We start from the raw sequence: 24,901 nt of genomic DNA, 5'->3' as shown, positions 1-24,901 counted from the left end.
GCCTGCACATGAAGAACACGACCATGAATATTACCCGCTGCGCCTGGGCCAACCCGGCCAATCCTCGTTATCTCGACTACCACGATACAGAGTGGGGCGTGCCCTGCCACGACGAGCGCCGGCTGTTCGAGATGCTGAACCTGGAAGGCGCGCAGGCGGGCCTGAGCTGGGAAACCATCCTCAACAAGCGCGATACCTACCGCGCCGCCTTCGACGGCTGGGATGCTGAAAAAATCGCCGCGTATGGCCCGGACAAGGTGGCGCAGCTGCTGCTCGATCCCGGCATCGTGCGCAACCGCCTGAAGGTGGCGGCCGCCATCACGAATGCGCAAGCCTACCTGCGCCTGCGCGCGGAAGGGCAGACCCTGGACAGCTTCCTGTGGGCGTATGTCGATGGCCAGCCTATCGTCAACAGCTGGCAGCCGGGCGAGTTTCCCGCCAAGACGGCCTTGTCCGACAAACTCTCGAAAGACTTGCTCAAGCGGGGTTTCAAGTTCGTCGGCTCGACCATCATCTACGCCTACATGCAGGGCATCGGCATGGTCAATGACCATGCGCCCACCTGCTTTTGCCGGGCGGGGCGCTGATGCGCCGCGCTCTCGTCCTGCTCGACACGGATTTTGACGGCGCCCGCTTGCGCGCCGCCTGTGCGGCGCATGGCGGCCGCCGCCTCCATTACATCGCGCTGGCGCCGCGTCCCGTCGATGCGCGCCACTTGCCCGAGCAGTGGCGTGCACAGTGGCCGCCCTGCGTGCCGGGCCTGCACCGCATGGTGTCGCACGATGGCCTCGTCACGCTCGATGTGCTGATCGGTGAGCCCGATGCCTGCCTGGCGCAATTGTCGGCGCGAGTCGATGAAGTACACCTGGCCTGGGTGCCCGCAGCCACGCCGGTGCTGGCGCGCCTGATGATGGACGGCGCCCGCCTGCAGGCCGTGCACCTGGACGAGGCGCAGCGCGCCGCCCTGCAAAAGAATGGGTTTGTCTTCGACGAGAGCCGCCTGCGCGCCGTGTTTTATGCGCGGCGCGAAGAGTACGCGGCCGTCACCGTGCCCGAGCGGCGCGCCATCGTCATCGGCGCGGGCGTGGCCGGCGCGGCCGCCTGCGAACGGCTGGCCGCGCGCGGCTGGAAGGTGACCTTGATCGAGCGCCACGCGCAGCCGGCCAGCGAGGCGTCGGGCAACCTGGCCGGCATCTTCATGCCGCTGATGTCGAAGGACGACAATATCGCCACGCGCCTGGTGCGCACCGCCTACCTGTACTCGCTGAGCCGCTGGAAAGACCTGGGCGGCATCGGCGCCGCCATCGAGGGTGTGCAAAGCGGCGTGCTGCACCTGGCGCGCGACGGCGCGCATGCGCAGGTGCAGCGGCAGATCGCCGCCAGTGGCCTGTATCCGCGCGAATTCGCCCGCTGGCTGGAAGCGCCCGAGGCGAGCGCCATGCTGGGCGCGCCGGCGCCCGATGGCGCCTGGTGGTTCGAACAGGGCGGCTGGGCGCGCCCGTCTTCCGTCTGCGCGGCCATGCTGGACGCCTGCGGCGCCTCGCTCACGCGGCGCTTTTCCAGCAGCGCCCTGCGCCTGGAGCGTGGCGAGGAGGAATGGCTGGTGCGCGATGCGCAAGGCACCTTGATCGCGGCCGCGCCCACCGTCATCCTGGCGGCCGGCACGGGGGCAGTCGACTTCGAGCAGGCGGCGGGCCTGCCGCTGGACGCCGTGCGCGGCCAGGTCACGCACCTGGCCGAAGGCAGCTTGCCCTCGTTGCCGTTCGTCGTCTGCCGCGAAGCCTACATGACGCCGGCGCACCAGGGTGTCGTCTGCGTGGGCGCCAGCTACGATGCCGATGCGGACACCGACTTGCGCCCATCGAGCCAGGAAGACAATATCGGGAAGATCGCCGACATCCTGGGCGTCGCCCCGTTCGATGCGCCGCTGGCGGGCCGCACGGGATTTCGCTGCATGGCGCCGGACCGCCTGCCGCTGGCGGGCGCCTTGCCCGACCCCGGCGTCCCAGGCCGCTGCGAGCGCCTGCGCGACGTACCGCGCTGGCCCGGCCTGTTTGGTTTGCTCGGTTACGCCTCGCGCGGCCTGATCTGGGCGCCGCTGGCGGCCGAGCTGCTGGCATGCCAGCTGGAGGGCGAGCCGCTGCCGCTGGAACGTCAGTTGGCAGAGGCGCTCGATCCTGCCCGTTTTTTACTTCGCGAACGCCGCCGCGCTGCTTGAGCGTAGGCGCAGAGCAGGCGAGGGCTGGGGTCAGACCCCCAACACCGCTGACGCCAAGCCTGGCGCCAACGCGTGTGAGGGTCTGACCCCATACACCGACCCCATATACGTTTTTCAGCTTTCCAAACTCTTTTTAATTTGTTTTCCGAACAACATAAGTTCGCTACAGTGGACTCGTGCTGGTTTTTGACGACGGAATAAAGAGGTGGAAAGATGGCTGCTGCAGAACTGATTTTCGATCCCCGCGCCGGGCACGGCGAGGCGGCTTTTGACGAAGTACTCAATCTCGCGCGCGCCCAGGCGCAGGCGCAGGGCTTGCCGTATGCGGGTATCGTCAGCGCGCAGGATGCGTGGCAGCTGGTGCAGGCCGGCAAAGCCGTGCTGGTCGACGTGCGCACCAACGAGGAACGCACCTTCGTCGGCTACGTGCCGGCCTCGCTGCACGTGGCGTGGGCGACCGGCACGTCCATGAACCGCAATCCCCGCTTTACGCGCGAACTGGAAGCGAAGGTGGGCGGCAAGGATGCCGTCGTGGTGCTGCTGTGCCGCAGCGGCAAGCGCTCTGCCGCAGCTGCCGAAGCGGCCGCCAAGGCGGGTTTCACGCATGTCTTCAATATCGCGCAAGGCTTCGAGGGCGACCTCGATGAGCAGCAGCAGCGTGGCCACAGCGGTGGCTGGCGCTGGCATGCGCTGCCTTGGCTGCAAGATTAACTCTCTTCCCGGGACCACCATGAACCAGCGAGCCATTCCCCCTGTCTCCCTTGCCGCGCAGCCGCAATGGGAACTGCGCCAGATCGTCGATGAATTGCGCGCCGTGCGCGAGCAGTGGCGTGAAGGACTGGCCAGCAATCAGGAGTGCGGCGCGCGCGAATTCCCGTCGCGCCAGCATTTGCACGACATCATCAAAGCCCTGTGCGCAGCCCTGTTCCCCATGCGCCTGGGTCCCCTCGACCTGCAGCAGGAGAGCGAGGATTTCTTTGTCGGCCATACGCTCGACACGACCTTGACGGGGCTGCACGAACAGGTGCGGCGCGAACTCAGTTACCACGCGCGCCAGCATGGCTTGCAGCAGACGGTCTCCATCGAACAGCAGGCGCTGGCCATCGTGCAGCGCTTCGCCCGCGCGCTGCCGCGCATCCGCGCCCAGCTCGACACGGACGTGGCGGCCGCCTTCCATGGCGACCCGGCCGCGCACAGCGTCGATGAAGTGCTGCTGTGCTATCCGGGCATCCTGGCCATCATCCACTACCGCCTGGCGCACACCCTGTATGCGCTGGGCGCGCCGCTGGTGGCGCGCATCATCGCCGAAGTGGCCCATTCGCAGACGGGCATCGACATCCACCCGGGCGCCATCATCGGCAGCAGTTTTTTCATCGACCATGGCACGGGCGTGGTGATCGGCGAGACGGCCATCATCGGCGAACGGGTGCGCATTTATCAAGCCGTCACCCTGGGCGCCAAGCGCTTTCCCGCCGGCGCCGACGGCGTGCTGAAAAAGGGACTGGCGCGCCATCCCATCGTGCAGGACGACGTGGTCATTTATGCGGGCGCGACGATCCTGGGACGGGTGACCATCGGCCAGGGCTCCGTCATCGGCGGCAATGTCTGGCTGACCCGCAGCGTGGCGCCCGGCAGCCATGTCACGCAAGCGCATAACCAGCAGGAGGCGCAGGAGTTGCCGGAATTGCCGGCGCCATCCCACCCCGCTTTTGCCCACCACCCATGAGGACAGCATGTTGATCAAACAGTTTGGACTGGCCGTGCGCCAGTTGCGCGAAGGGCATGGCTGGTCGCAGGAGCGCCTGGCCGAAGCGGCCGACTTGAATCGCTCGTTCATCGGCGAGATCGAGCGGGGCGCCGCCACGCCGTCGCTGCTGACGGTGGAAAAGCTGGCCGGCGCGCTGGGCATCGGCCTGGCGGGATTGATGGCGCGCTGCGAACCGGAATTGGTGGATTAAAAACAGGTAAAACGCATAACAAAACCGTAGCGAGCGGCAGTGAGTTGTGGCCGAGAAGCGCAGCTGTGCGAATGCACAGTGAGCATTGCAGGCTGCAAATCGCGACGCGCAGTAGGTTTGGTTAAGCGTGTTTTGGTGGCGATAGCATGTTGAGAGAAGAGGGGAGACGTCCGATACTTTATTCGTTTTTCAGATAAGCATATTCACTTTTCTCATCAGGAGTAGTCATGGCAGAAGCAACAGAGAACCAGTTCGCGCTGGGCGACAACGCCGCGCGCCAGCTGGCCAATGCAAGCAAGAGCGTCCCCCAGTTATCCACGATCACGCCGCGCTGGCTCGTGCACCTGCTGCAATGGCTGCCCGTGGAAGCGGGTATCTACCGCCTGAACCGCGTGAAGAATCCGAAGGACGTGCGCGTCGCCTGCTCGCAGCGCGACGAGTCGGAACTGCCGCAAACCTTCGTCGACTACGATGACCAGCCGCGCGAGTATTTCCTCAATGCCGTCAGCACGGTGCTCGACGTGCACACGCGCGTGTCGGACCTGTACAGCAGCCCGCACGACCAGATCAAGGAGCAGCTGCGCCTGACCATCGAGACGATCAAGGAGCGCCAGGAAAGCGAGTTGATCAACAATCCCGATTACGGCCTGCTGGCCAGCGTGCACGACGACCAGCGCATCTTCACCCTGACGGGCGCGCCCACGCCGGACGACCTCGACGAACTGCTGACGAAAGTGTGGAAGGAGCCGGGCTTTTTCCTCGCGCATCCGCTGGCCATTGCCGCTTTTGGCCGCGAATGCACGCGCCGCGGCGTGCCGCCGCCGACCGTCAGCCTGTTCGGCTCCCAGTTCCTCACGTGGCGCGGCGTGCCGCTGGTGCCATCGGACAAACTGCCGATCGAAGACGGCAAGACGAAAATTATTTTGCTGCGCGCGGGCGAACAGCGGCAGGGCGTGATCGGCCTGTTCCAGCCTGGCTTGGCGGGCGAGCAAAGCCCGGGCCTGTCCGTGCGCTTCATGGGCATCAACCGCCATGCGATTTCGTCCTATCTGATTTCGCTGTATTGCTCGCTGGCCGTGCTGACCGACGATGCGCTGGCCGTACTGGAAGACGTGGAGATCGGTAAATACCATGACTACCCAGACACCTACAAGTGATGGCGCGGCGGGCTTGCCTGCCGTCCCGTTCTTACCTGATGAAGCGACCCTGAACCGCCTGGCCGGTGAATTCTTTGCCCGCCTGCCGGGCGTGGATAAATCTCCCAGCCTCGGTGGTTCCGGCAGCGTGCTCGATGCGGCGCCCCGCTATGCGAACCGGCCGCCGCCGCAGCCCGGCCCTTCGTTTGCCGCCATCGCCCCCGGCGTGGCGACGGCGCAGGTGCCGCCCGTGACGGCGCCGCTGGAGTCGCCGATTGCGCCGGCGCCGGCCTCCGTGCCGACGCCACGCCTGTCCGCCCTGAGTGCGCCGTCGCCTTATTATTTTGTCGGCGGCGCGCATGGCTATCCCGTGTCGAACGGCAAGCTCGACGGCCTGGTGCAGCAGGGGCTGGGACAAGCCGCACCCGACGATGTGCGGGGACTGTTTGCCACGCCGCAGCAGACACCCGCGCGCCAGCTGCCCGTATCGCCGGCTAACAGCCAGCCCGCGTTCTATTTCCAGACCGAGCTGCCTTCGGCGGCGAAGCCTGGCCAGCACCAGACGCCGGCGCCGTTCGACGTGCATGCCGTGCGGCGCGATTTCCCCGTGCTGGCCGAACGAGTCAATGGCAAGCCGCTGGCCTGGTTCGACAATGCTGCCACCACGCACAAGCCGCAGTCGGTGATCGACCGGGTGTCGTATTTCTATGCGCACGAAAATTCGAACATCCACCGCGCGGCGCACGCATTGGCGGCGCGCGCCAGCGATGCCTATGAAGCGGCACGCGCCAAGGTGGCGCAGTTCCTCGGCGCCGCTTCGCCCAATGAAATCATCTTCGTGCGTGGCGCCACCGAGGGCATCAACCTGGTCGCCAATACCTTTGGCCGCAAATACATCGGCAGCGGCGACGAGATCATCGTCTCGCAGCTCGAGCACCACGCCAACATCGTGCCGTGGCAGCAGCTGGCGGCGGAAAAGGGCGCGACCCTGCGCGTGATTCCCGTCGACGACAGCGGGCAGATACTGCTCGATGAATTCCGCAAGCTGCTCAACGGGCGTACCAAGCTGGTGTCCGTGACGCAGGTGTCGAACGCGCTGGGGACGGTCACGCCCGTGGCGCAGATCATCGCGCTGGCGCATGCGGCCGGCGTGCACGTGCTGGTCGATGGCGCGCAAGCCGTGTCGCATTTGCGCGTGGACGTGCAGGCGCTGGGCGCCGATTTCTATGTGTTTTCGGGGCATAAAGTGTTCGGCCCGACGGGCATCGGCGCCGTGTATGGCAAGGCGGACTTGCTGGAGCAATTGCCGCCATGGCAAGGGGGCGGCAACATGATCGCCGACGTCACGTTCGAGCGCACCGTCTACCAGGGCGTGCCGAATCGTTTCGAGGCGGGCACGGGCAATATCGCCGATGCCGTCGGCCTGGGCGCTGCCATCGATTACGTGCAGCGCATCGGCCTGGAAAACATCGCCGCCTACGAGCACGCGCTGCTGGACTATGCCACGCACCACCTGCAGGCCATTCCCGGCGTGCGCCTGATCGGCACGGCGTTTGACAAGGCCAGCGTGGCCTCGTTCGTGCTGGCCGGTTACGAGCCGGCGGAAGTGGGGCGGGCCCTGAACGACGAGGGCATCGCCGTGCGCTCGGGCCACCACTGCGCCCAGCCGATTTTGCGCCGTTTCGGCGTCGAAGCGACCGTGCGGCCATCGTTCGCCTTCTACAATACGTATGAGGAAATCGACCGCATGATCGTCGTGGTCAAACGCCTGGCGGCCGCACGCCGCTGATCTTGCCGGCTTGGCCATCCAATGCCGCCCTTGCGCAAGCGGGGGCGGCATTGTTGCGTCAAGTCAGGGACTTTACGCGCGGCTGGCAGGCGCGCGCATGCTGGCGGTATAATTTATCCTTGGCAATATTCAAGCTGCGGCCCAAGGAGATATCCGGTGGAAGATCAACACAGCTCGCCCGAGCTTTTCCTGTTCCTGGCGTCGACCGTGCACGACATGAAAAACTCGATCAGCGTTGTCAGCGGCACCCTGGAGTCGCTGCTGGCGGCCGAGCAGGCCAAGCCCTCGCCCCAGGCCGACCCCGCCTACCTGCAGATGGCGCAGATGCTGTACCAGACCAAGCGCCTCAACGATAATCTGATCCAGCTGCTGGCCCTGTACAAGGAAGTGGGCAAGCCCGGCTACCCGTTCGATGTGCAGCCGCAGCTGGTCAGCCAGGTGGTCGACCAGGTGGTGGACCAGGAAAAGATCCTGCTGGCCTCGAAAGGCATCCAGCTGGAGACGGCCTGTCCGCCCGAGCTGATCTGGACCCTCGATGAAGACCTGGTCATCGGCGTGCTCGCGCACGCCATCAACAACGCCATCCGCTACACGAAGGACACGATCCGCCTGTCGGTCTGCGAGGCCGATGGCTTGCTCGAACTGCGCGTGGAAGACAATGGCGACGGTTATACGCAGGCCTTGCTCGACGCGGGCAGCGCGGCCATGGATGGCATGGCGGCCGGCGTGAACTTTTCCACCAACAGCACGGGACTGGGGTTGTATTTTTCCAGCGAAGTGGCAAAGATGCACAAGCACCGGGGCAGCAGCGGCAGCATCGCGCTGGAAAATGGCGGCGCCCTGGGCGGCGGCTGTTTCATCCTGCGCCTGCCCTGAACGAGGAATCCATGACGACAGACAGCCACGCCACCGCCGCCGAAGCGGGCAGCACCGACTGGGCGGACAAACATTATCTGCTGGTCGACGACTTCATCGGCATCCGCATCCTGCTGCGCGAATCCCTGCGCAACCTGGGCGCGCGCCATATCGACCAGGCGGCCAGCGGCGGCGAAGCCATGAAGCTGCTGGCCAAGACGCGCTACGACGTGGTGCTGTGCGACTACAACCTGGGCGAAGGCAAGAATGGCCAGCAAGTGCTGGAAGAGACGCGCGTGCGCAACCTGACGGCGCCTTCCAGCGTCTGGCTGATGGTATCGGCCGAGAAAAGCGTGGAATCCGTGATGGGCGCGGCCGAGCACCAGCCCGACGCCTACCTGATCAAGCCGATCACGGAAGGCGTGCTGCTGACGCGGCTGAACCGCGTATGGCACAAGAAGCAGGTGTTTCGCGAGATCGACCAGGCTTGCATGGAAAAGGATTATCTGCGCGCGGCCAAGCTGTGCGATGCGCAGATCGAGCTCAACAAGCTGCACGAGCTGGAACTGCTGCGCATGAAGGCCAGTTTGCTGCTGAAGAGCGGGGAACCGGAAAAGGCCCGTGCCGTGTACGAGAAAGTGCTGGCCGAGCGCGATTACAGCTGGGCCAAGGCGGGTCTGGGCAAGATCCGCATGAATAACGGCGAACACGAGGCGGCGCGGCAGATCTTCCAGGGCGTGATCGTTGAAAACAAGTATTACATCGACGCCTACGACCAGATGGCCGTCGCCTACCAGTTGATGGGCCAGCACGAGGAAGCGTGCGGCGTGCTGGAAAAGGCGGCGCGCCTGTCGCCCAATTCCGTGCCGCGCCAGCGCAATCTGGGACTGGCGGCCTTGAAGGTCGGCAATGTCAGCATGGCGGAAAAGGCATTTCGCAAGTGTATTTCCATCGGCGAATTTTCCGTCATGAAGACGCCGGACGCCTATCTGGGCCTGGCGCGCGTGTGCGGCCTGAAGAAGGATGCCAAGGAGGCGCTGCAATGGCTGTTGCTGGCGCAGCGCGAATTCTCGCCCGAGCAGATTGGTTTGCGCGCGAAGATCACGGAAGGCATGGTGCACCATGAAACGGGCGATTACCGGCGCGCCCGCAAGTGCGGCGACGAGCTCGAAGCCATGCTGCTGGAAGACCCGGCGCGGCCCGAGAAAAGCATTTGCATGGAACTGGCCACCTTGCTGTTCGCCGTCGGCGTCAAGGATGCGCCGGCCGGCCTGCTGTGCTACGTGGTGAAGAACAACCACGACAACCAGGTGGTGCAGGACGAAGTGCAAAAGATTTTCGACAAGGCGAAGATGGGCGACGAAGGCACCAGCTTGATCATCGCTTCGCGCAAGGAGGCGTCGGACTTGATGAACAAGGGCGTGCTGCTGTGGAAGACGGACAAGCTCAACGAAGCGGTCGCCTGGATGCGCGCGGCGCGCGAAAAACTGCCGAACAATTTGCGCATCCTGTTCAATTCCGCGCAAATCATCGTGTCCTTCCTGCAGCAGCGCGGGTTTCAGGCCGACTTGGCGGCCGAGGCCATGGAAGTGTTGTTGTATGTAGACAAAATTGCACCAGGGCAGCAACGCTTCGCGCAATTGATGGAGCAACTGGTGCAGCTGACGCCGCCGCCCGGGCCGGAAGAGGCCGTCGTGGTCGCGGAAAAAGCGCCGCCGGCGCCGGAAAAAGGCGGAAAATCCATGCGCGAGCGTGCCGGATGATAAACTAGGGGCCAGCGTGGGTTCGCCCGTGCTTGAGTTGCTTTACAACAATAAGGAAGAAACTATGCGTGATGTGGTCAATGAAGTGTACAAAAAAATGAAAGTCGGCAGTATTGCCTGGGTACGCCCGGTCGCCGCCAAGGGAGACACGCTGGAAACATTCCAGTCTTCGTACGAGCACGCCAAGGCGCTGGCTGACGAAGGCCTGATCACGATCGGTGACGTAAAACGCCAGGCCGACAACATGATCGAGGCGATCCGCATTCATCGTATCGCCTGATCATATCGCCGGCTTGCAGCATCAGGCCTTGCCTGGCGCTTTAGTCTTGGGTGCCGCGCGTTTCGCGGGCGCCTTGCGCAGCGGGGCCTTGGCCTTGGCTGCCGTGCCTGCCTCTGCAGGTTTGGCCGGCTTGCTGGCCGCTGGCTTGGCTTTGCTCACGCTGCCAAAGCTGGCCGCTGCCGCACTGGCCGCATCGGGCGACATGGCCGTCGATACGGCTTGCTTGAACTGATCTTGTAACAAATTCCACCAGGCACTTGGATTGGCCAACTGGCTGCCGGCATCGCCGGACGCCGCCGCAGCGGGTTCCGGTGCGGGCGCAGGTGCGGGCGCCGGTTTCGGTTCAGGCGCCGCAGGCGCGGCCTGCTGGAAAAACGCGGAAGCGTAGGGTACCGATTCAAACACGGTTTTCTCGCTGGCACCCGGTTGCGTGATGGCCGCCGCCAGTGATGCACCCATCGATTTCAATGTGGCGATGGTGCCGCGCTGCACTTCCAGCGCCTGGATACTGCCGCGCAGCATGCTGGTATTGAGGTTCAGCCACGCTTCGACGGCTTTCAAGTCGTTGATTTTCTTGTCCAGCTCTTCCACCGACATGGTGGGCGCCGTGATGCCAGGCACGCCCATGCCGGGCACGCTCATGCTGCCCCACAGGTTTTTGACGAAGTCGAGCGTGTCGGTCACAACTGCTGCGCCCGGAATTTGGGGCATTTGCGGGTTTGCCATGCGAAATCTCCTGGTAGATGGATAGGCTTAGCGTAGCAGATATCGGCTTGCAACTGACGCAATGCCGCCAACATTTTCTTACATAAAACATTAAGAGTTGAGCACGGGCAAGAAGCGGGAAGCGGGGCGGAAGCGTTACACTACGCCTCATGATGCCTGCTTCCTTCTTTTCGTCACCGCGCCGCCGTACCGTCATCTTTGTTGCGGTCATCGGCGCACTGCATTACGTGGCGCTGGAATGGCTCACCTCGCATGCCAGCATGGTGCCGCTGGGGCAGGATCATGCAAAGGTGGTCAGCATGGCCTTGATCGCCGAGCCGATCCAGCCCCTGCCGGTGGCGCCGCCGCCACCGCCGCCCGAACTGCGGCCCGTGCCCAAGCCCAGGCCGCCGCCACCACCGCCGCTGACGGAGCTGGCGTCGAGCGAAACGCCGCAGTTGACGGCGCCTGTCAGCGACGTGCCGGAAGGCCCGGCCACGACCGCGCCGGCTGCGGTGGCTGCGCCGGCCATCACGGCGCCCGCACCCGCCGTGGCAGCGGCACCCGTGCCGGCCAGCGCGCCGCCGCCACCGCCCGTCGAGCAGGCACGGCACTACAAGACGAATGCGCCCGCGTCGGCCCAGTTCGACCTGCACGTGGACCGGCGCGATGCGGACGGCACCAAGTGGCAGGGCGTGGCCGCGATGGCGTGGGAAAACCGGGGCGACGCGTATCAGCTGAAGCTGGAGGTGGGCTTGAGCATGCTGATCACGCGCATCAACCTGCTGGTGCTGACCAGCGAAGGCGTGATCGATGGCAGCGGCATCGTGCCCGTCACGGCCACGGAGAAACGCAAGGGCCGCGCGCAAACGGCCACGCATTTCAACCGCGACGCCAAGGCCATCACGTTTTCGGCCACGACGGCCACGGCGCCATGGCAGGAAGGGGTGCAAGACAAGGCCACGGTGCCGTTCCAGCTGGCCGCCATCGGCCGCGCCGACGTCAACCAGCTGGTGGGCAATATCGACATTCTCGTCGGCGAGGAAAAGGAAGCGACCGTGTTCCGCTTCCACCTGGTGGGCGAGGAAGAACTGGAGACCAAGATGGGGCGGCTGGTGACCTGGCATTTGCGCCGGCCGCCGAAGCCCGGCACGTATTCGTCGCAGCTCGATATCTGGCTGGCGCCATCGATGCAATGGTATCCGGTACAAATACGCAATACCGAAGCGAACGGGGCGCTGACCACGCAAACCGTGACCAAGATCTCCGTAAATGAATCAACAGGAAAATAAATGACCACTTTGACTACCTTGAAACGCATCCTGGCGGCCAGTCTGCTGGCCGCCACCCTGACGCCCGCCATGGCGGCGGACGAGCCCGTGGACCATCCCGTCATCAAACGTCCGTACAAGCTGGCGCCATCGGCCGACCTCGTGTATTCGATCAAGGCCAAGCAGCGCGGCATTGCGCTGTCGGGCGAATCGGTCAGCAACTGGCGCGCCGGCGACGGCAAGTACTCGCTGCTGGCCGAAACCAAGGCCGCCCTGTTCGGCAAGATCCTCGAGCAGCGCAGCGAAGGCACGGTCGACGATTTCGGCCTGGCGCCGGCGCAGTTCGTGGAAAAGCGTTTCCGCAAGGAAGCGGCCACCACCACCTTCAAGCGCGACAGCAAGACCATCGTCTTCAGCGAGGGCGATGACAGCTATCCGCTGAAAGGCGGCGAGCAGGACCGCAACAGCACCGTCTGGCAACTGGTCAGCGTGGCGCGCGCCGCGCCCGAAAAATTCACGCCCGGTTCGGAATGGAGCTTCTTCGTTGCCGGCCGCCACGACGCCGAACCGTGGACCTTCAAGGTCGTCAAGCAGGAGACCGTCGCCACCGGCCAGGGTCTGGTGGAGGCCGTGCACCTGGTCAAGGCGCCGCCGCCGGACAAGAAGGGCCAGCAAGTGGACCTGTGGCTGGCGCCGTCGCTGGAATGGTATCCGGTCAAGGTGACGTTCGCCGATGAAGACGGCGACTACGTCGAGCAAACCCTGCAAAAGATCGTCAAGAAGTAAGTGTTCACTAATGGTTTTGGGCCAGGCATGCCGTGTTTGGCCCCCCATTTCATCCTCCTGGCCCGGCACGGCGCACCGGCCGTGTTGCGCCGTGTCCGCACCTCCCCCTCCCATGCGCTAAATTGCATGTCAGAACTGATATACTGACGCCCCCGCCCCGCAGTGCCGCGTTAGCCCGCAGCGCCGCCCGCTGAACACTCATCCGGAAAAGAATGATTGATATAATGGCAAGTGCAGCCGTGGCTACGGATGCAAATCAGACAGAGCAAGAGCATCACGATTCCTTGCAGGCGCATTTCCAGCCCAATATTTCGGCCGACGAGATCGAGCAGGTATTTCACTTGAAGCGGGCGCAGCCCCTGCTGCAAGTGTTTACGGCCCTGTTCCACGGCGGTTTCGATGGCGTGCTGGTGCGTCTGCTGGTGTTGCGCGAACTCGCCTCCGATGCGGCCACGTCCGCCTATACGCGCGCCGATATCAATACGAAACTGGCGTATCTGTTGCCGGAAAGCCTGGAAACGGTCTTGCTGCGCCTGCGCTCGAACCAGTTGCTGGCCTGGGATGCGCAGCAGGGCGTGTACCGCGTGACGCCGATGGCGCGCAATGTGCTGTCCGCCATCGACAGCCTGCTGGGCCTGGGCCAGACGGAAGATGAAGCGGAAATGGGTTTCCTGCTGTCGCAGGTGGCGGGCGCGCAAGCCGTCGGCGGCGTGTCGGTCGAGCAACTTCAGCATTTGCTGGGGCGCCTGGTGGACTTGACGGAAGAGTTCTCCGACGCCATCGCCTCCGGTTCCGAGTTCCGCTTGCGCACGGCGCAGGCGAAGTGGAACATGGCGTGCGACTGGGTCGAGAAGGGTTCCGAGATTCTCGTGGCGATTACTTCCGACGAAAACGCGGACAGCGCCACGCACAAGGCGGCGCAGGCGATTGGCCGCGCGCAAAGCAAACTGCTGAACATGCAAGGCATGTTTTCGCGCGCCCTGAACCAGATCGAGCGCCAGCGCGTGCACCTGGGCCAGTCGGGCCTGTCGACCACGGACATCAAGCGCTGGCTCTTGCTGCATGACGACCTGGCCAGCCTGGCCGAAGGCGCCATTGACCAGCCCGTCGTGCCGCTGTTCTCCACGCCGGCCGAGATGATCGACGTGGCCGAAACGGAACTGCTGTCCGAACGGGCGGCAGGCGTCATCAACACGGGCCTGCCCAGCGGCGAGGACGCGCCCACCACCATCAGCGACGGACCCGCCATGCAGCTTGAACTCGATGACTTGCTCGAACGCCTGTCGAACTTCGCCAGCTTGGGCAATTTCCCCAGCATCGGCGAAGAGGGGCCGAAATCGGTGCCCGTGCAGGATTCGCTGCTGCCGGCCAGCTTTGCCGTGGCCTCGTACCGCGCCTCGATGCTGCCGCTTCTGGGCGACGTGTCCGAAGCGAGCTTGCAGGGATCGACGGCGGAACTGGCCCGTCTGCCGATTACCTTTACACCGACCGACGAGATGGTCCAACTGACCGACCCCCACGTGGCGGCCATGTCGATCGCCTCGCTTTCACTGAATGTTTCACTTGATTTAGATAGCGGCACCGCCGATGAATGACGATTCCCAAATCCTGATTGCGCGCCTGCTCACGCATCAAACCCTGCGCCGCGACGACAAGCTCGTCAAGCGCGTGCTGTCCGACGAGCTGTTCCGCGCCGAGATCGATGCGCGCCTGCTGGCCTGCGGCCTGAAACTGCTCGACAACGTGTATGCCGACCATGTCACCCTGGCCCTGACGCGCACTATCGAGCCGAAGATCTTCGGCGCGCGCGACGTGTGGCAAAACAATAATTTCGGCCTGGCGCGCGATGGCGTGGCCTTGCTGGTAGTGCTGTGGGCGCAGATCATCCTGCCCAAGCGCGAACGCCAGGAAACGCACCAGCACGCGGACGACGACCAGAACGATATGTTCGGCACGGAAAAGCCGTTGCCGCGCGCGGAAGACGCGTCGATCGGCATTTCCTACAAGGCGCTGCTGTCCGACTTCGGCGACAAGCTGGGCAAGAAGACGCGCATGGACATGAACCTGGGCACCCTGGCCAAGCTGGGCTTTATCGAGCGGCGCGGCGATTTCATCCTGGAAGGTCCGCTGCTGGACCTGATGATGGACACGGACGTCTTGAAAGAGCGCATCATCAATGGCGCTCTGGCCGACGTGTTCAAGCGGGCGCCGGCACGCCTGGTGGCCGTCAGCGGCGATTCACTGCTCGACGCCGACCTGGCAGACGACCTGTCCGCCGACATCGGCGACCTGCCTGACGCCGGCGACGAGCCCGCGTCCGACCTCCCTCACTGAAAGCGCCCATGTTTCATATCAAATCACTTGAACTGGTGCACTGGGATTACTGGCAGCGCATCAAGAATATTCCGCTCGACGCGAAGATCATCACCATCGCGGGGCAGAACGGCTCCGGCAAGACCACCTTGCTCGACGCCTTGCGCACCCTGTTCGGCCTCGATTGCTCGATGGGCCGCACGTATAAACACTATGCGCGCCACTCGGGCCAGCAGACGGCCTGGCTGCGCGCCGTGGTCGACAACAAGAACGTGGGCAAGCAGCTGTCGAACCGCCCGTTCCGCAGTTCCGGCTTCTTCAGCGACGATGAAGTGACCCTGTTTTGCCAGATCCAGAAGAACGGCGGCGACTGGAAGCGCCAGTATCTGATGCGTCCGGGTAATGTGCAGATCGAGGACATCACGGATGCCAACGACTGGCTGGGCGTGGAAAACTACCGCAAGCGCCTGGCCAATGCGGGCCTGTCGCCCGCCATGTCGAAAGTGCTGGCGCTGGAGCAGGGCGAGACGGACAAATTGTGCGAATACGCGCCGCGCCAGCTGCTCGACCTGGTGTTCCAGGTGTTTGGCGACAAGGAAGTGCTGGACGCCTACGACGAAGCCAAGCGCCACCAGCGCGATACGGAAGTGGAGCTGAAACGCTTCGAGACGGAACTCGAGGCGTCGAAAACCAACCTGGAAGGCTTGCGCCTGCGCGTGGCCAATTATCACCAGTGGGAAGGCTTGCACAAGGAACGCCGCAACCTGCTGGAAGAAGTGCTGCCCAGCTTGCAGTACCACGAGGCGCGCGAAAAGGCGGCCATCGCCAGCCGGCAATTGCGCGATGCGCGCAAACCGATGGCGCAGGCCGACCAGCAACTGACGGACAAGCGCAATGCGCTGGCTGCGCAAGCGAAGGCCCTGTCCGACGCACAGATGAACGAGACCCTGCTGGAGCAGGAATCCATTGGTCTGCAGAGCCGTTTGTCCCTGATCAATGCGAAACTGAAACCGCTGGACAGCCTGCTGGAACAGAAGGACCGTCTGCACAAGCTGGCGGCCGACTCGGGCAGCGACATCGCCGAAGTGGCGGCCCAGCTGGAACAGAAGGAAGCGGAATTGCTGCGCCAGCGCCAGCAGCGCGACGCCCTGTCGGCCCGTATCGCGGCTGAGCAGGCGACGATTGCCGCGCTGCAAGGCAAGACGGCCATGCCGGAGCCGGACAATGTGCGCGGCATGCGCCGCGCGCTGCGCGACGCGGGGATCAGCCACGCCATGCTGTCGGATATCGTCGAAGTGACGGACAGCCGCTGGCAGGGCGCCGTCGAAGGCGTGCTGGGCGGTTATGCCTCGGTGGTTCTGCTGGACAAGGCCAAGGATGCGGCTGCCGCCTACCGCCTGGCCGAGAAGGAACGCTATCGCCACTTCATCGTGCCCGACCTGGTCACGGCGCCCGTCGCAAAAGACGAAAGCTTGCTGGCTGTGGTGAAATTTTCCGCGCCCGTGCCTAGCTGGCTGATCGAGCAGCTGTCGCGCATTTCCCGCGTCGATTCCGTCGAAGCGGGTTTCAAGCTGGGCAACCACGAAGAGTGGATCACGCCCGAGGCGTACCACCGCGAACGCCGCGGCGGCCGCTCGCTGTTCGTGGAAGCGTCGCGCTACCGCTTCGGCCAGGCTGGCCGCAGCGGCCGCCTGGAAGCGCTGCTGCGCTCCCTGCCGGGCCTGGAAGGCCAGGAAGACACACTGACGTTGGCGATCTCGAAACTGGCGGCCGAAGTGGGCGCCTTGAAAGCGCGCATCGCCGGCGTCGACGCGGCCAAGGAACTCAGTGCGCGCCAGGAAGAATTCGCCGAAGCGCTGCGCAACTCGAAGCCGCTCAAGGAAGAGCGCCTGGAAGTGGGCGGCCGCCTGGGCGAGCTGCAAAACCTGACGAAGAACGCCACCGTGGCGCGCACGCGTGCCGATACCGTGTGGCAAAACGCGCGCCTGGCCCTGTCCGAGGCGGAAGCCGGTTCGCGGCTTGGCTACAAGAAGCAGATTGAACAGCGCGCCGAGCATGCGCGCGCCTTGCTGGCCCTGCGCCATGCATGGCGCCACTTGCCGAAAAGCTGGCGCAGGCCGGGCCGACGCGCGGCGCTTGTCGCCGAGCACCAGAATGCGCACCAGGTCGACTTGCGCGTGGCCAGCCTGCAAAACAGCCTGGCGCGCGACGACTGGGAACTCGACGCCACCGTCATCGACCAGCACCACCGCCTGTCGGACCAGCTGCATGGCCGCCAGTCGGAGACGGACGAGCGCCGCTACCAGAACAACCGGGCCATCGAAGCGACGGGCAATGCCCGCGGCGCCTACATGGAGCGCTTGCGCTACACCATCAAGACGTACAGCAAGAACATCAAGGAGCTGGGCGAACTGGCCGGCATCGAAGTGCATGCCGACCCCGTGCGCCTGGAAAACGACGACGTGCAGCTGTCGCAGGCGGGCTTGCATGTGCGCTTCAAGTTCGATGGCAAGGGCGTAATCGGCATGAATGACGGCGAAGCGTCGGGCGGCCAGCAGGTCATGAAGTCGCTGGTGCTGTTGATCGGCTTGCTGAAATCGGAAGACGGTTCCGGCGGCTTCGTCTTCATCGACGAACCGTTTGCCCACCTCGATATCCGCAACATTCAATTGGTCGGCGAGTTCCTGAAAAACACGGAAGCGCAATACCTGATGACGACGCCGTTGACGCACAACACGGATGTCTACGATCCGTCGGAGCTGACCTTGATCACCAGCAAGAAGAAAAAGGATACCCAATGGGCGCAACCGATTTTCGTGCTGCAGCGCCGGGTCGATCCCGTCTCGGGCAAGGCGGCGTGATGCTGGTGCGCACCTTGCTGGCATCTGCCGCGCTGGCGTGTTCGGCGCCGGCAATGGCCAACGACGGCATCGGCTCGGTCGGTACCGGCGGCATTATCGTCGGCAAGAGCGACGCCGTGGCCATGAAAAAGGAGGTGCTGACGGTCAGCCCGGACTTGATCAAGGTCGAGTACGAGTTTCTCAATGAATCGAAAAGCGATGTGGAAGAGACCATCATCTTTCCGCTGCCTGCCTACGAGGCCGGCTACCACCAGTCGCCCACGTATTACGGCCAGCCGCAGCAGTTCTCGATCGAGGTCGACGGCAAGCGCAAGGATTACCAGACCGTGCTGGTCGCCAAACTCGACAGCCGTGACGTGACGGCGCGCCTGGCCCAGCTTGGTCTGTCGGACGCGCAAGTCGCTTATTTTCCGTCCTTCAGCCCGTTCGAAAAAAAGGTGGCGCCCTTGAGCGCCGCGCAGCAAAAAGCCATGATCGCCGAAGGCTTGCTGGCCAAGCTGTCCGAAGACGAAGAATGGGTGCCAGCCTGGTCCGTGACGGTGGTTTACCAGTGGCGGCAGAAATTCCCTGCCGGCAAAACGGTGCGCGTGCGCCATCAATATGCGCCTTTCGTGGCCGCCGGCCCCGGTGCCTCCTACTTGGGCGACGGCAAGGAGTTTGAACAAAAGTATTGTGGCGACAAGGCTTTCTACAAGACGTGGAACCGTCTGGCGGCGCAACAAGGCGAGAGCGGCTTCGTCAATGCCAAATGGGTCTCGTACATCTTAAAGACTGGCAACACCTGGAAGAATGGCATCGAAGACTTTACCTTGAACCTGGTCAAGGGCAAGCCGGACGAGCTGATCAGCCTGTGCTTTCCCGGCACGTTCACCAAGATCAATCCCACCACCTTGCAAGTCAAGCTGCGCAACTTCCGCCCGCAGCAGGATCTGAACGTATATTTCGGCAACGTCGAGAATGGCAGCGAGAATACGGGCGAGGCGCCTGCGTTGCGTAGCAATTACTTGATGACGAAATAGAAAGAACGCGCCTTGGAAACTGCTGCTCATCAGCACCCACTGCGTATGCTGTTCCCTGGCGCGCTGCTTGCCGTGCCCGCCGCCCGGGCCGACAGTGATGCCGCTTCCAGCAAGCCGGCGCGCGCCTGGAAGCGATCCTGGACCCGCGCGTGAGTACGCAGCCAGAACTGGCAGCGCGGCTGCGCGCCATCGTCAGGAGCACGCCATGGTGCATGCAAGTCCTGCAGGCCGTGGCGCAGCTGGGCTTGCCGGACTGCTGCATCGGCGCCGGCGCCGTGCGCAACCTCGTGTGGGACGCCTTGCACGGCTATGCGCATCCATCGGCATTGAGCGATGTCGACGTGGCGTATTTCGATGCGCATGATTCAAGCCCGGAAAGCGAAACGCAGCTGCGCCAGCGCCTGGCCACTTTGCTGCCGGGCGTGCCGTGGGAGGTGTGCAACCAGGCCAGGGTGCACCTGTGGTTCGAAGACGAGTTTGGCTACGCCGTACCGCCCCTGCTGTCGCTCGACGATGCCATCGCTACCTGGCCCGAGTTTGCCACCTCGGTTGGCATCTATCTGCAGCCTGACGGCGAGATCGGCATCGTCGCGCCGCATGGCCTCGATGACCTGTTCAGCATGGTGGTACGGCGCAACCCGGCGCGCATCAGCCTGGATGGCTATGCGCAGCGCCTGGCCAGCAAGGACTATGCGGCGCGCTGGCCGCGCGTCACCATCATCTCCCAAGCAAGTGATGGTGTAAAACGCAATTAAATGCACTATGGATACAGATTGCCTATAATTACCAATTATCCAATAGTATTCTTCTGATCTGATGTCCCTATCGATTTCCCCGCCGCTGCGCCGCATCGGCCGCCTGCTCTGCCTTTCCTCCGCCCTCGTGGCGCCCGCCGCCTGGGCCGACAGCTATACCGATTTCCAGCAAGCCAGCGCGCGCCTGGAAGCGATGATGGCCAAGGCGACGCCACAAGGCGGCTTGCCGCGCCTGGGCGACCCTGACGTGGCCGCGTTGTTTGCCCGGATGACCGATGCGCCGCGCCTGTTCCAGGCGCCCGTCGCGGCGCTGCAGGACATGAACCAGAGCGTGGCCCTGTGCGAGCGTGCCACCAACGTGGGCAAGACCTATTACCAATTTGGCCTCGCGCTGCCGCTGCCGCTGTCGGGCGCCGAATTGCAGCAGGCGCGCAAGGAGCAAGTGACGCAGAACCTGGCCAATTATGGCGATGAGATGAGCACCATGTTCGCCTTTGGCCTGCATTGCCATGCGCACTTGATCCGTCTAATGGAGCAGGAATTCAGTCACCAGCCGGGGCAGGAGGTGAGCGGGGCCGAGCGCATGCGCGCGCGCGCCTTCAGCAAGGGATCGAGCACGGCTTACTCCGGCGTGGTGCAGTTCGTGCAGGTGGCGTTCTGGAACGTGGCGCAAAAGAAAATGATGCTGGAAGCGGCCGCGCAGCACGCCACGGCAAACGCGGGCCTGATGCCGCCGCCCTTGCGCGAACGTCTGCTGAACAGCCTGGCGGATGCGGACAAGGACCTTGATCCGGCGCTGGCGCCGGCGCTGGCGACGATACGCCAAGCGCTGTCGGTGACGACGTGTACCGGCCTGTGCCAGTACTATTGACGGGATGACTTACTCGGGCGCCTGCAGCGGCTGGTTGCGCTGGCGCCAGCGCACGAGGCCCCACGCATACACGGCGTAGTAGCCGATGACGAGGCCGTAGGCGGCCATGGTCAGCGCGCTCTGGCCAAACGGTGGCGGCGGCACGGGCACGTCGAGGCGCGAGTTCAGGTAGATTTGCATGCCGCGGTACAGCAAGCGGGCGATGAACAGCATCGTGATGGTCAGGCCCAGGTAGCGGTGCTGGGTAAAGAAAAAGTCCTTGCCGACGTGTTCGAAGCGCGTCAGCTTCAAGCCCAGCACGCCCAGCCAGCCGCCGGCCAGGGCAGCGGCGCCCAGGCTGGACAGGGGCAGGACGTCGAATTTCGTCGTTGTCGCCAGGAACAGCAGCAGCGCGGGAAACGCGATCGCCACGGTCCAGTGCCGCCACAGCTGCGATTTCTGGCGCGCCACCAGTTTTTTCAGGCGCGAATAAATGCGCCAGACCAGCAGCGGGACCAGTAACAGCAGGGCGAGGGTGGTGGTTTCCATGTATGCAATCAGGTACGGGTAAAACAGCGATTGTAAGCCAGATGGGGACGGGCGACGATGCTTGTCAAACGGCAAAGTTGCATGTTGACATTTTTATGGCATGAACGCACTATGCCCTGTCACAAAGCGCCGCCATGAGCGGTGCGGTGCGCTCGCTTGTTGTCACCACCTTCATACACTGGAGTTCCATGTCTACTCGTTTGCCTTTGCTGCCCATCACTGTCGGCCTGATGGCCTCGTCTTCCCTGGCCATGGCGCAAGATGGTGCCTATCAAGCCCCGCCAGCGCCCCTGCAAGCCATCGTCGATGCGCCGCGCGCGCCGACCCTGAGCCTGAGCCCGAAACGCAACCTGGCCGCCGTGCTGCCTACGCCATCCTTGCCCAGCATTAGCGAAGTGGCGCAGCCGGAACTGAAGCTGGCGGGCTTGCGCATCAATCCGCGCACGTATTCGGCCAGCCGTTTCAGTTTTCACACGGGACTGGGCTTGCTCGACATCGATACGCAGAAGGAAATCAAGGTCAGCGGCTTGCCGGTCGCACCCCGCATCGCCGACCTGGCCTGGTCGCCCGACCAGCGCTACCTGGCGTTTACGCACGTCGCCTTTGCCGATCCTGCCAAGGGCGTGAAGGAATCGGGCGTGGAACTGTGGTTGCTCGACGTGCAGACGAAAGCGGCGCGCAAGCTGGCCAGCCAGCCTTTGTCGGCCGTGTATGGTCGCGGCTTTTCCTGGATGCCGGACAGCAAGACCTTGCTGGTGCAGTTGAAGCCGGCCAAGCTGGGTGCGGCGCCCGTGGCGAGCGGCATCCCGACGGGCCCGTCCATCCAGGACAGCGTGCCGGGTGGTGGCGTCAAGCAATTGCGCACCTATCCCGACCTGCTGAAAAACGAACAGGATGCGCAGCTGTTCGAACATTACATTACCGTCCAGCTGGCCTTGCTGGACGTGGCGGGCAAGCAGCGCCTCGTGGGCCAGCCCGGCCAGTTCTCGCGCGTGTCGGCCTCGCCCGATGGCAAGCATCTGTTGACGACCAGCATCGTGCGTCCGTATTCCTATATCGTGCCGGCGCATGACTTCGGCCACAAGATCGACGTGCGCGACCTGAATGGCAAGGTGGTGCATGCGCTGGCAGCCCTGCCGCTGGAAGAAGGGCTGCCGCCAGGTAATGATGCCGTGTCCGCCGGCGTGCGCTCCGTCAGCTGGCGCGTCGATGCGCCCGCCACCCTGGTGTGGGCCGAAGCGCAGGATGGCGGCGATCCGGCCAAGGTGGTCGAGATCCGCGACATCGTCTACACGCAGGCGGCGCCGTTCACCGCCAAGCCGGCCGTGCTGGCCAGGCTGGCTTCGCGCTATGCGGGCGTGGCCTGGGGCCGTGGCGACCTGGCCCTGCTCAGCGAAGCGTGGTACAAGACGCGCGCCGTCAAGCAGTGGCGTATCCAGCCGGACCAGCCATCCGCCGTGGCGGGCACACCTGGCGACCTCGTGTACGCCGGTTCCTTCGAAGACCGCTACAACGATCCGGGTCAGCCCGTCATGCGCGCCGACGCTGCCGGCTTGCCGCGTTTGCTCATCGCCGCCGATGGCTCCATCCTGCTCGACGGCCAGGGCGCCTCGAAGGAAGGCGACCGTCCCTTCATCGACCGCCTGAACCTGGCGACGAAACAGAAGGAGCGCCTGTTCCAGAGCGCCGCGCCGTATTATGAAAACGTGGTAGCCGTGCTGGACGAGGATGGCAGCCGGCTGCTGTCCACCCGCGAATCGCCGACCGAGCAGCCGAATTATTATGTGCGCAACCTGAAACAGCAGGGCGCCGCGCAATTGACGGCCCTCACGCATTTCCCCCATCCGCTGCCGCAATTGAAGGACGTGCAGAAAGAGTTGATCCGCTACAAGCGCGCCGACGGCGTGGACTTGACAGCCACCCTGATGCTGCCGCCGAACTACGACGTCAAGCGTGACGGCCCGCTGCCGACCCTGATGTGGGCGTACCCGCAGGAATTCAAGACGGCCAGCGCCGCCAGCCAGACCAAGGGTTCGCCGTACAAATTCAATGCCGTCAGCTACTGGGGCCCGGCCGCCTTTCTTTCCATGGGCTACGCCGTGCTCGACAATCCATCGTTCCCCATCGTCGGCAATGGCGAGCAGGAACCGAACGACACGTATCTGCCGCAACTGGTGGCCGACGCCGAGGCTGCCGTCGACGAGGTGGTGCGCCGTGGCGTGTCCGACCGCAACCGCATCGCCATCGGCGGCCACTCGTATGGCGCCTTCATGACGGGCAATTTGCTGGCGCACACGCGTCTGTTCCGCGCCGGCATCGCCCGCAGCGGGGCCTACAACCGCACCCTGACGCCGTTCGGCTTCCAGGCGGAAGAACGCTCGTTCTGGCAGGCACCGGCCGTCTACCAAGCCATGTCGCCATTTAATTATGCGGACAAGATCAAGGATGCGCTGCTGATGATCCATGGCGAGCAGGACAACAACTCGGGCACCTTCCCGATCCAGAGCGAGCGCATGTTCCAGGCCGTCAAGGGACTGGGCGGCACGGCGCGCCTGGTGATGCTGCCGAACGAGAGCCACGGCTACCGCGCGCGCGAATCGATCATGCAGATGCTGTATGAAAGCAACAACTGGCTGGAGAAATATGTGAAGAACGCGGCACCACCGGCTGCCGACCTCAAGCCGGCAGGCAAATAAGGGCAGCGGCGGGCATCTCGTGGTATGGTCTTCCTTTGTCCGCAGGGGAGGTCCGCCATGTCAGTCATCCATGCCCACCGCGCGCCCGACCCGGCGCCCGTCGATGAACCCATGCCGGCGCCGGAGCCGCAAGAAGCGCCCGGGCATCATCCGGGGCCCGTGCATCCGGTGCCGCAGGACGATCCCGTGCCGCACCCGCATCCCAGTTAATCTCGTCAAGAAAGGCTGTTTTAGATGGCAATTGTCAAGGAAGTCTACACACGCAAAGTCAGCGGAGAATCGTTCGACTATGAACTCGATTACACCCAGGGCGCGGACGTGGCCTGGATTGCGCGCGTGTACCACGACGGCGTGCTGAAAGGCTCGCCGCACGGCGCGCTGACGGCCAACGTGCTGTCCGGCCCCGCGCTGGAACAATACCTGCGCGCGTACGTCGAAGGCATGATCGAGCGCGGGCTCGACGTGGCCGAGTAAGCCGTTGGCGTCCTTTGCCGCAAGAGTGCGGCATGCACCCGCGCCCCATCATTCCCGGCGATATGGACGCGAAAATCCGGCCCTCATCGCGCTCCTGGAATGTATTTTTAAAAGTTCTGGAAAGATAAAGCCCGCATTGCGGGCTTTATTTTCGGAACAACATGACATTTCCAGGGTCTGGTGCTCATGTTTTTAAAAGTGCAATATTCACGAATGCCAAATACATGCTGCTCCGCGCTTCACAATATTCTATTATTTATGCGCAAAGATTTTATGGGTAGCCGTGGCCAGTTCCTGGCAATTCCGGTCCGGTGGATGAGCATGGCATTTGCATGTCTTCCAAGCGGTACGGTGTTTGTTCGCCCCAATAAATCATCCTGCCCGAGCAGGTGAACTCTGCACCGCCTACATGATCCGAGTACGATGGATCGGAATAGTAGGAATAAGTGATGGAATACATCGGCCGGGCGTAGGCCGCGGCGGCAACCAGCAATGTTGCAAGTGTAGCGGCAAAAGCAATTTTCTTTTTGGTTTTCATCTATTTTCCTTCATTATAAAATTCAAAAAAATATATCCCCATAAATTTGCTGCGAGTTGATTGTATCTTAATAATTTAATTCTTT

Annotated in this window: 24 protein-coding genes; 21 read left to right on the top strand and 3 right to left on the bottom strand. The window is 63.6% G+C overall.

The window, feature by feature from the left end:
* Window positions 1-23 precede the first annotated feature (23 nt).
* The 10 genes from O3297_RS23310 to O3297_RS23265 all read left to right on the top strand — a co-directional run bounded on the left by O3297_RS23310 (window position 24) and on the right by O3297_RS23265 (window position 9,999).
* Window positions 24-587: a DNA-3-methyladenine glycosylase I gene (locus O3297_RS23310; protein WP_034784387.1), complete on the top strand. Its 564-nt coding sequence runs from the start codon at window positions 24-26 to the stop codon at window positions 585-587.
* Window positions 587-2,218 carry an FAD-dependent 5-carboxymethylaminomethyl-2-thiouridine(34) oxidoreductase MnmC gene (gene mnmC, locus O3297_RS23305; RefSeq protein WP_305050348.1) on the top strand — a complete coding sequence of 544 codons (1,632 nt, stop codon included), beginning with the start codon at window positions 587-589 and terminating at the stop codon, window positions 2,216-2,218. The genes O3297_RS23310 and mnmC overlap by 1 nt, the downstream gene beginning before the upstream one ends.
* A 213-nt stretch (window positions 2,219-2,431) precedes the next feature.
* Window positions 2,432-2,929, top strand: coding sequence for a rhodanese-like domain-containing protein (locus O3297_RS23300; protein WP_080753547.1), 498 nt, complete (start codon window positions 2,432-2,434; stop codon window positions 2,927-2,929).
* A gap of 19 nt (window positions 2,930-2,948) precedes the next feature.
* Window positions 2,949-3,944 carry a serine O-acetyltransferase EpsC gene (gene epsC / locus O3297_RS23295; RefSeq protein ID WP_052140296.1) on the top strand — a complete coding sequence of 332 codons (996 nt, stop codon included), beginning with the start codon at window positions 2,949-2,951 and terminating at the stop codon, window positions 3,942-3,944.
* 7 nt (window positions 3,945-3,951) lie between these two features.
* Entirely contained in the window at window positions 3,952-4,176 is a 225-nt protein-coding gene (locus O3297_RS23290) for a helix-turn-helix domain-containing protein (protein ID WP_034784364.1), read from the top strand.
* Between the two features lie 227 nt (window positions 4,177-4,403).
* Window positions 4,404-5,333 (top strand): family 2A encapsulin nanocompartment shell protein, encoded by a 930-nt coding sequence (locus O3297_RS23285; protein ID WP_034784363.1) that lies wholly within the window; start codon window positions 4,404-4,406, stop codon window positions 5,331-5,333.
* On the top strand, window positions 5,308-7,101 hold the full coding sequence (locus tag O3297_RS23280) for a family 2A encapsulin nanocompartment cargo protein cysteine desulfurase (protein WP_305050344.1): 1,794 nt from the start codon (window positions 5,308-5,310) through the stop codon (window positions 7,099-7,101). Before O3297_RS23285 ends, O3297_RS23280 begins: the two co-directional genes overlap by 26 nt.
* A gap of 156 nt (window positions 7,102-7,257) precedes the next feature.
* On the top strand, window positions 7,258-7,977 hold the full coding sequence (locus tag O3297_RS23275) for a sensor histidine kinase KdpD (RefSeq protein WP_070257721.1): 720 nt from the start codon (window positions 7,258-7,260) through the stop codon (window positions 7,975-7,977).
* An 11-nt stretch (window positions 7,978-7,988) separates the two neighbouring features.
* Window positions 7,989-9,719: a response regulator gene (locus tag O3297_RS23270; protein ID WP_070257722.1), complete on the top strand. Its 1,731-nt coding sequence runs from the start codon at window positions 7,989-7,991 to the stop codon at window positions 9,717-9,719.
* 16 nt (window positions 9,720-9,735) lie between these two features.
* The gene (locus tag O3297_RS23265) at window positions 9,736-9,999 is read left to right on the top strand and encodes a hypothetical protein (RefSeq protein ID WP_225317168.1); all 264 of its coding nucleotides are present in this window, start codon (window positions 9,736-9,738) and stop codon (window positions 9,997-9,999) included.
* Window positions 10,000-10,020: 21 nt separating this feature from the next.
* On the opposite strand, the gene O3297_RS23260 is transcribed toward O3297_RS23265, so the two are convergent.
* A complete protein-coding gene (locus tag O3297_RS23260; RefSeq protein WP_305050342.1) occupies window positions 10,021-10,725 on the bottom strand; it encodes a PhaM family polyhydroxyalkanoate granule multifunctional regulatory protein in 705 nt (234 codons plus the stop codon).
* A 149-nt stretch (window positions 10,726-10,874) separates the two neighbouring features.
* Here O3297_RS23260 and O3297_RS23255 point away from each other — a divergent pair, with 149 nt between their 5' ends.
* The 8 genes from O3297_RS23255 (at window position 10,875) to O3297_RS23220 (ending at window position 20,580) form a co-directional block, all read left to right on the top strand.
* Window positions 10,875-11,996 (top strand): DUF3108 domain-containing protein, encoded by a 1,122-nt coding sequence (locus O3297_RS23255; RefSeq protein WP_305050340.1) that lies wholly within the window; start codon window positions 10,875-10,877, stop codon window positions 11,994-11,996.
* On the top strand, window positions 11,997-12,761 hold the full coding sequence (locus tag O3297_RS23250) for a DUF3108 domain-containing protein (RefSeq protein ID WP_070257724.1): 765 nt from the start codon (window positions 11,997-11,999) through the stop codon (window positions 12,759-12,761).
* Window positions 12,762-12,985: 224 nt separating this feature from the next.
* Window positions 12,986-14,356, top strand: a complete 1,371-nt coding sequence (locus O3297_RS23245) for a hypothetical protein (RefSeq protein ID WP_092608970.1) — start codon at window positions 12,986-12,988, stop codon at window positions 14,354-14,356.
* Window positions 14,349-15,095 carry a hypothetical protein gene (locus O3297_RS23240; RefSeq protein ID WP_070257725.1) on the top strand — a complete coding sequence of 249 codons (747 nt, stop codon included), beginning with the start codon at window positions 14,349-14,351 and terminating at the stop codon, window positions 15,093-15,095. The genes O3297_RS23245 and O3297_RS23240 overlap by 8 nt, the downstream gene beginning before the upstream one ends.
* 8 nt (window positions 15,096-15,103) lie before the next feature.
* A complete protein-coding gene (locus tag O3297_RS23235) occupies window positions 15,104-17,935 on the top strand; it encodes an ATP-binding protein (RefSeq protein WP_092608967.1) in 2,832 nt (943 codons plus the stop codon).
* The gene (locus O3297_RS23230) at window positions 17,935-18,954 is read left to right on the top strand and encodes a DUF4424 family protein (RefSeq protein WP_305050336.1); all 1,020 of its coding nucleotides are present in this window, start codon (window positions 17,935-17,937) and stop codon (window positions 18,952-18,954) included. The genes O3297_RS23235 and O3297_RS23230 overlap by 1 nt, the downstream gene beginning before the upstream one ends.
* 149 nt (window positions 18,955-19,103) lie before the next feature.
* Window positions 19,104-19,709 (top strand): nucleotidyltransferase family protein, encoded by a 606-nt coding sequence (locus O3297_RS23225; protein ID WP_370385441.1) that lies wholly within the window; start codon window positions 19,104-19,106, stop codon window positions 19,707-19,709.
* Window positions 19,710-19,770: 61 nt separating this feature from the next.
* Window positions 19,771-20,580: a hypothetical protein gene (locus O3297_RS23220; protein WP_305050334.1), complete on the top strand. Its 810-nt coding sequence runs from the start codon at window positions 19,771-19,773 to the stop codon at window positions 20,578-20,580.
* Between the two features lie 9 nt (window positions 20,581-20,589).
* On the opposite strand, the gene O3297_RS23215 is transcribed toward O3297_RS23220, so the two are convergent.
* On the bottom strand, window positions 20,590-21,108 hold the full coding sequence (locus tag O3297_RS23215; protein WP_034784345.1) for a hypothetical protein: 519 nt from the start codon (window positions 21,106-21,108) through the stop codon (window positions 20,590-20,592).
* A gap of 188 nt (window positions 21,109-21,296) precedes the next feature.
* On the opposite strand from O3297_RS23215, the gene O3297_RS23210 reads away from it, so the two are divergent.
* Genes O3297_RS23210 through O3297_RS23200 form a run of 3 tightly spaced genes read left to right on the top strand, consistent with a single transcriptional unit; the run spans window position 21,297 to window position 24,278 of the window.
* Window positions 21,297-23,804 (top strand): prolyl oligopeptidase family serine peptidase, encoded by a 2,508-nt coding sequence (locus O3297_RS23210; protein WP_305050331.1) that lies wholly within the window; start codon window positions 21,297-21,299, stop codon window positions 23,802-23,804.
* A gap of 57 nt (window positions 23,805-23,861) precedes the next feature.
* Entirely contained in the window at window positions 23,862-24,014 is a 153-nt protein-coding gene (locus O3297_RS23205) for a hypothetical protein (RefSeq protein ID WP_168208500.1), read from the top strand.
* 24 nt (window positions 24,015-24,038) lie between these two features.
* Window positions 24,039-24,278 carry a hypothetical protein gene (locus O3297_RS23200; RefSeq protein ID WP_034753464.1) on the top strand — a complete coding sequence of 80 codons (240 nt, stop codon included), beginning with the start codon at window positions 24,039-24,041 and terminating at the stop codon, window positions 24,276-24,278.
* A gap of 271 nt (window positions 24,279-24,549) precedes the next feature.
* Here O3297_RS23200 and O3297_RS23195 read toward each other — a convergent pair whose 3' ends face one another.
* Entirely contained in the window at window positions 24,550-24,816 is a 267-nt protein-coding gene (locus O3297_RS23195; RefSeq protein WP_151092380.1) for a DUF6289 family protein, read from the bottom strand.
* Between the last annotated feature and the right edge of the window lie 85 nt (window positions 24,817-24,901).

This window comes from Janthinobacterium sp. SUN128 (assembly GCF_030587275.1).
Classification (GTDB): domain Bacteria; phylum Pseudomonadota; class Gammaproteobacteria; order Burkholderiales; family Burkholderiaceae_D; genus Janthinobacterium; species Janthinobacterium lividum.
Note: the sequence above shows the minus strand (reverse complement) of the source record. Positions and strands in the feature narration are given on the sequence as shown.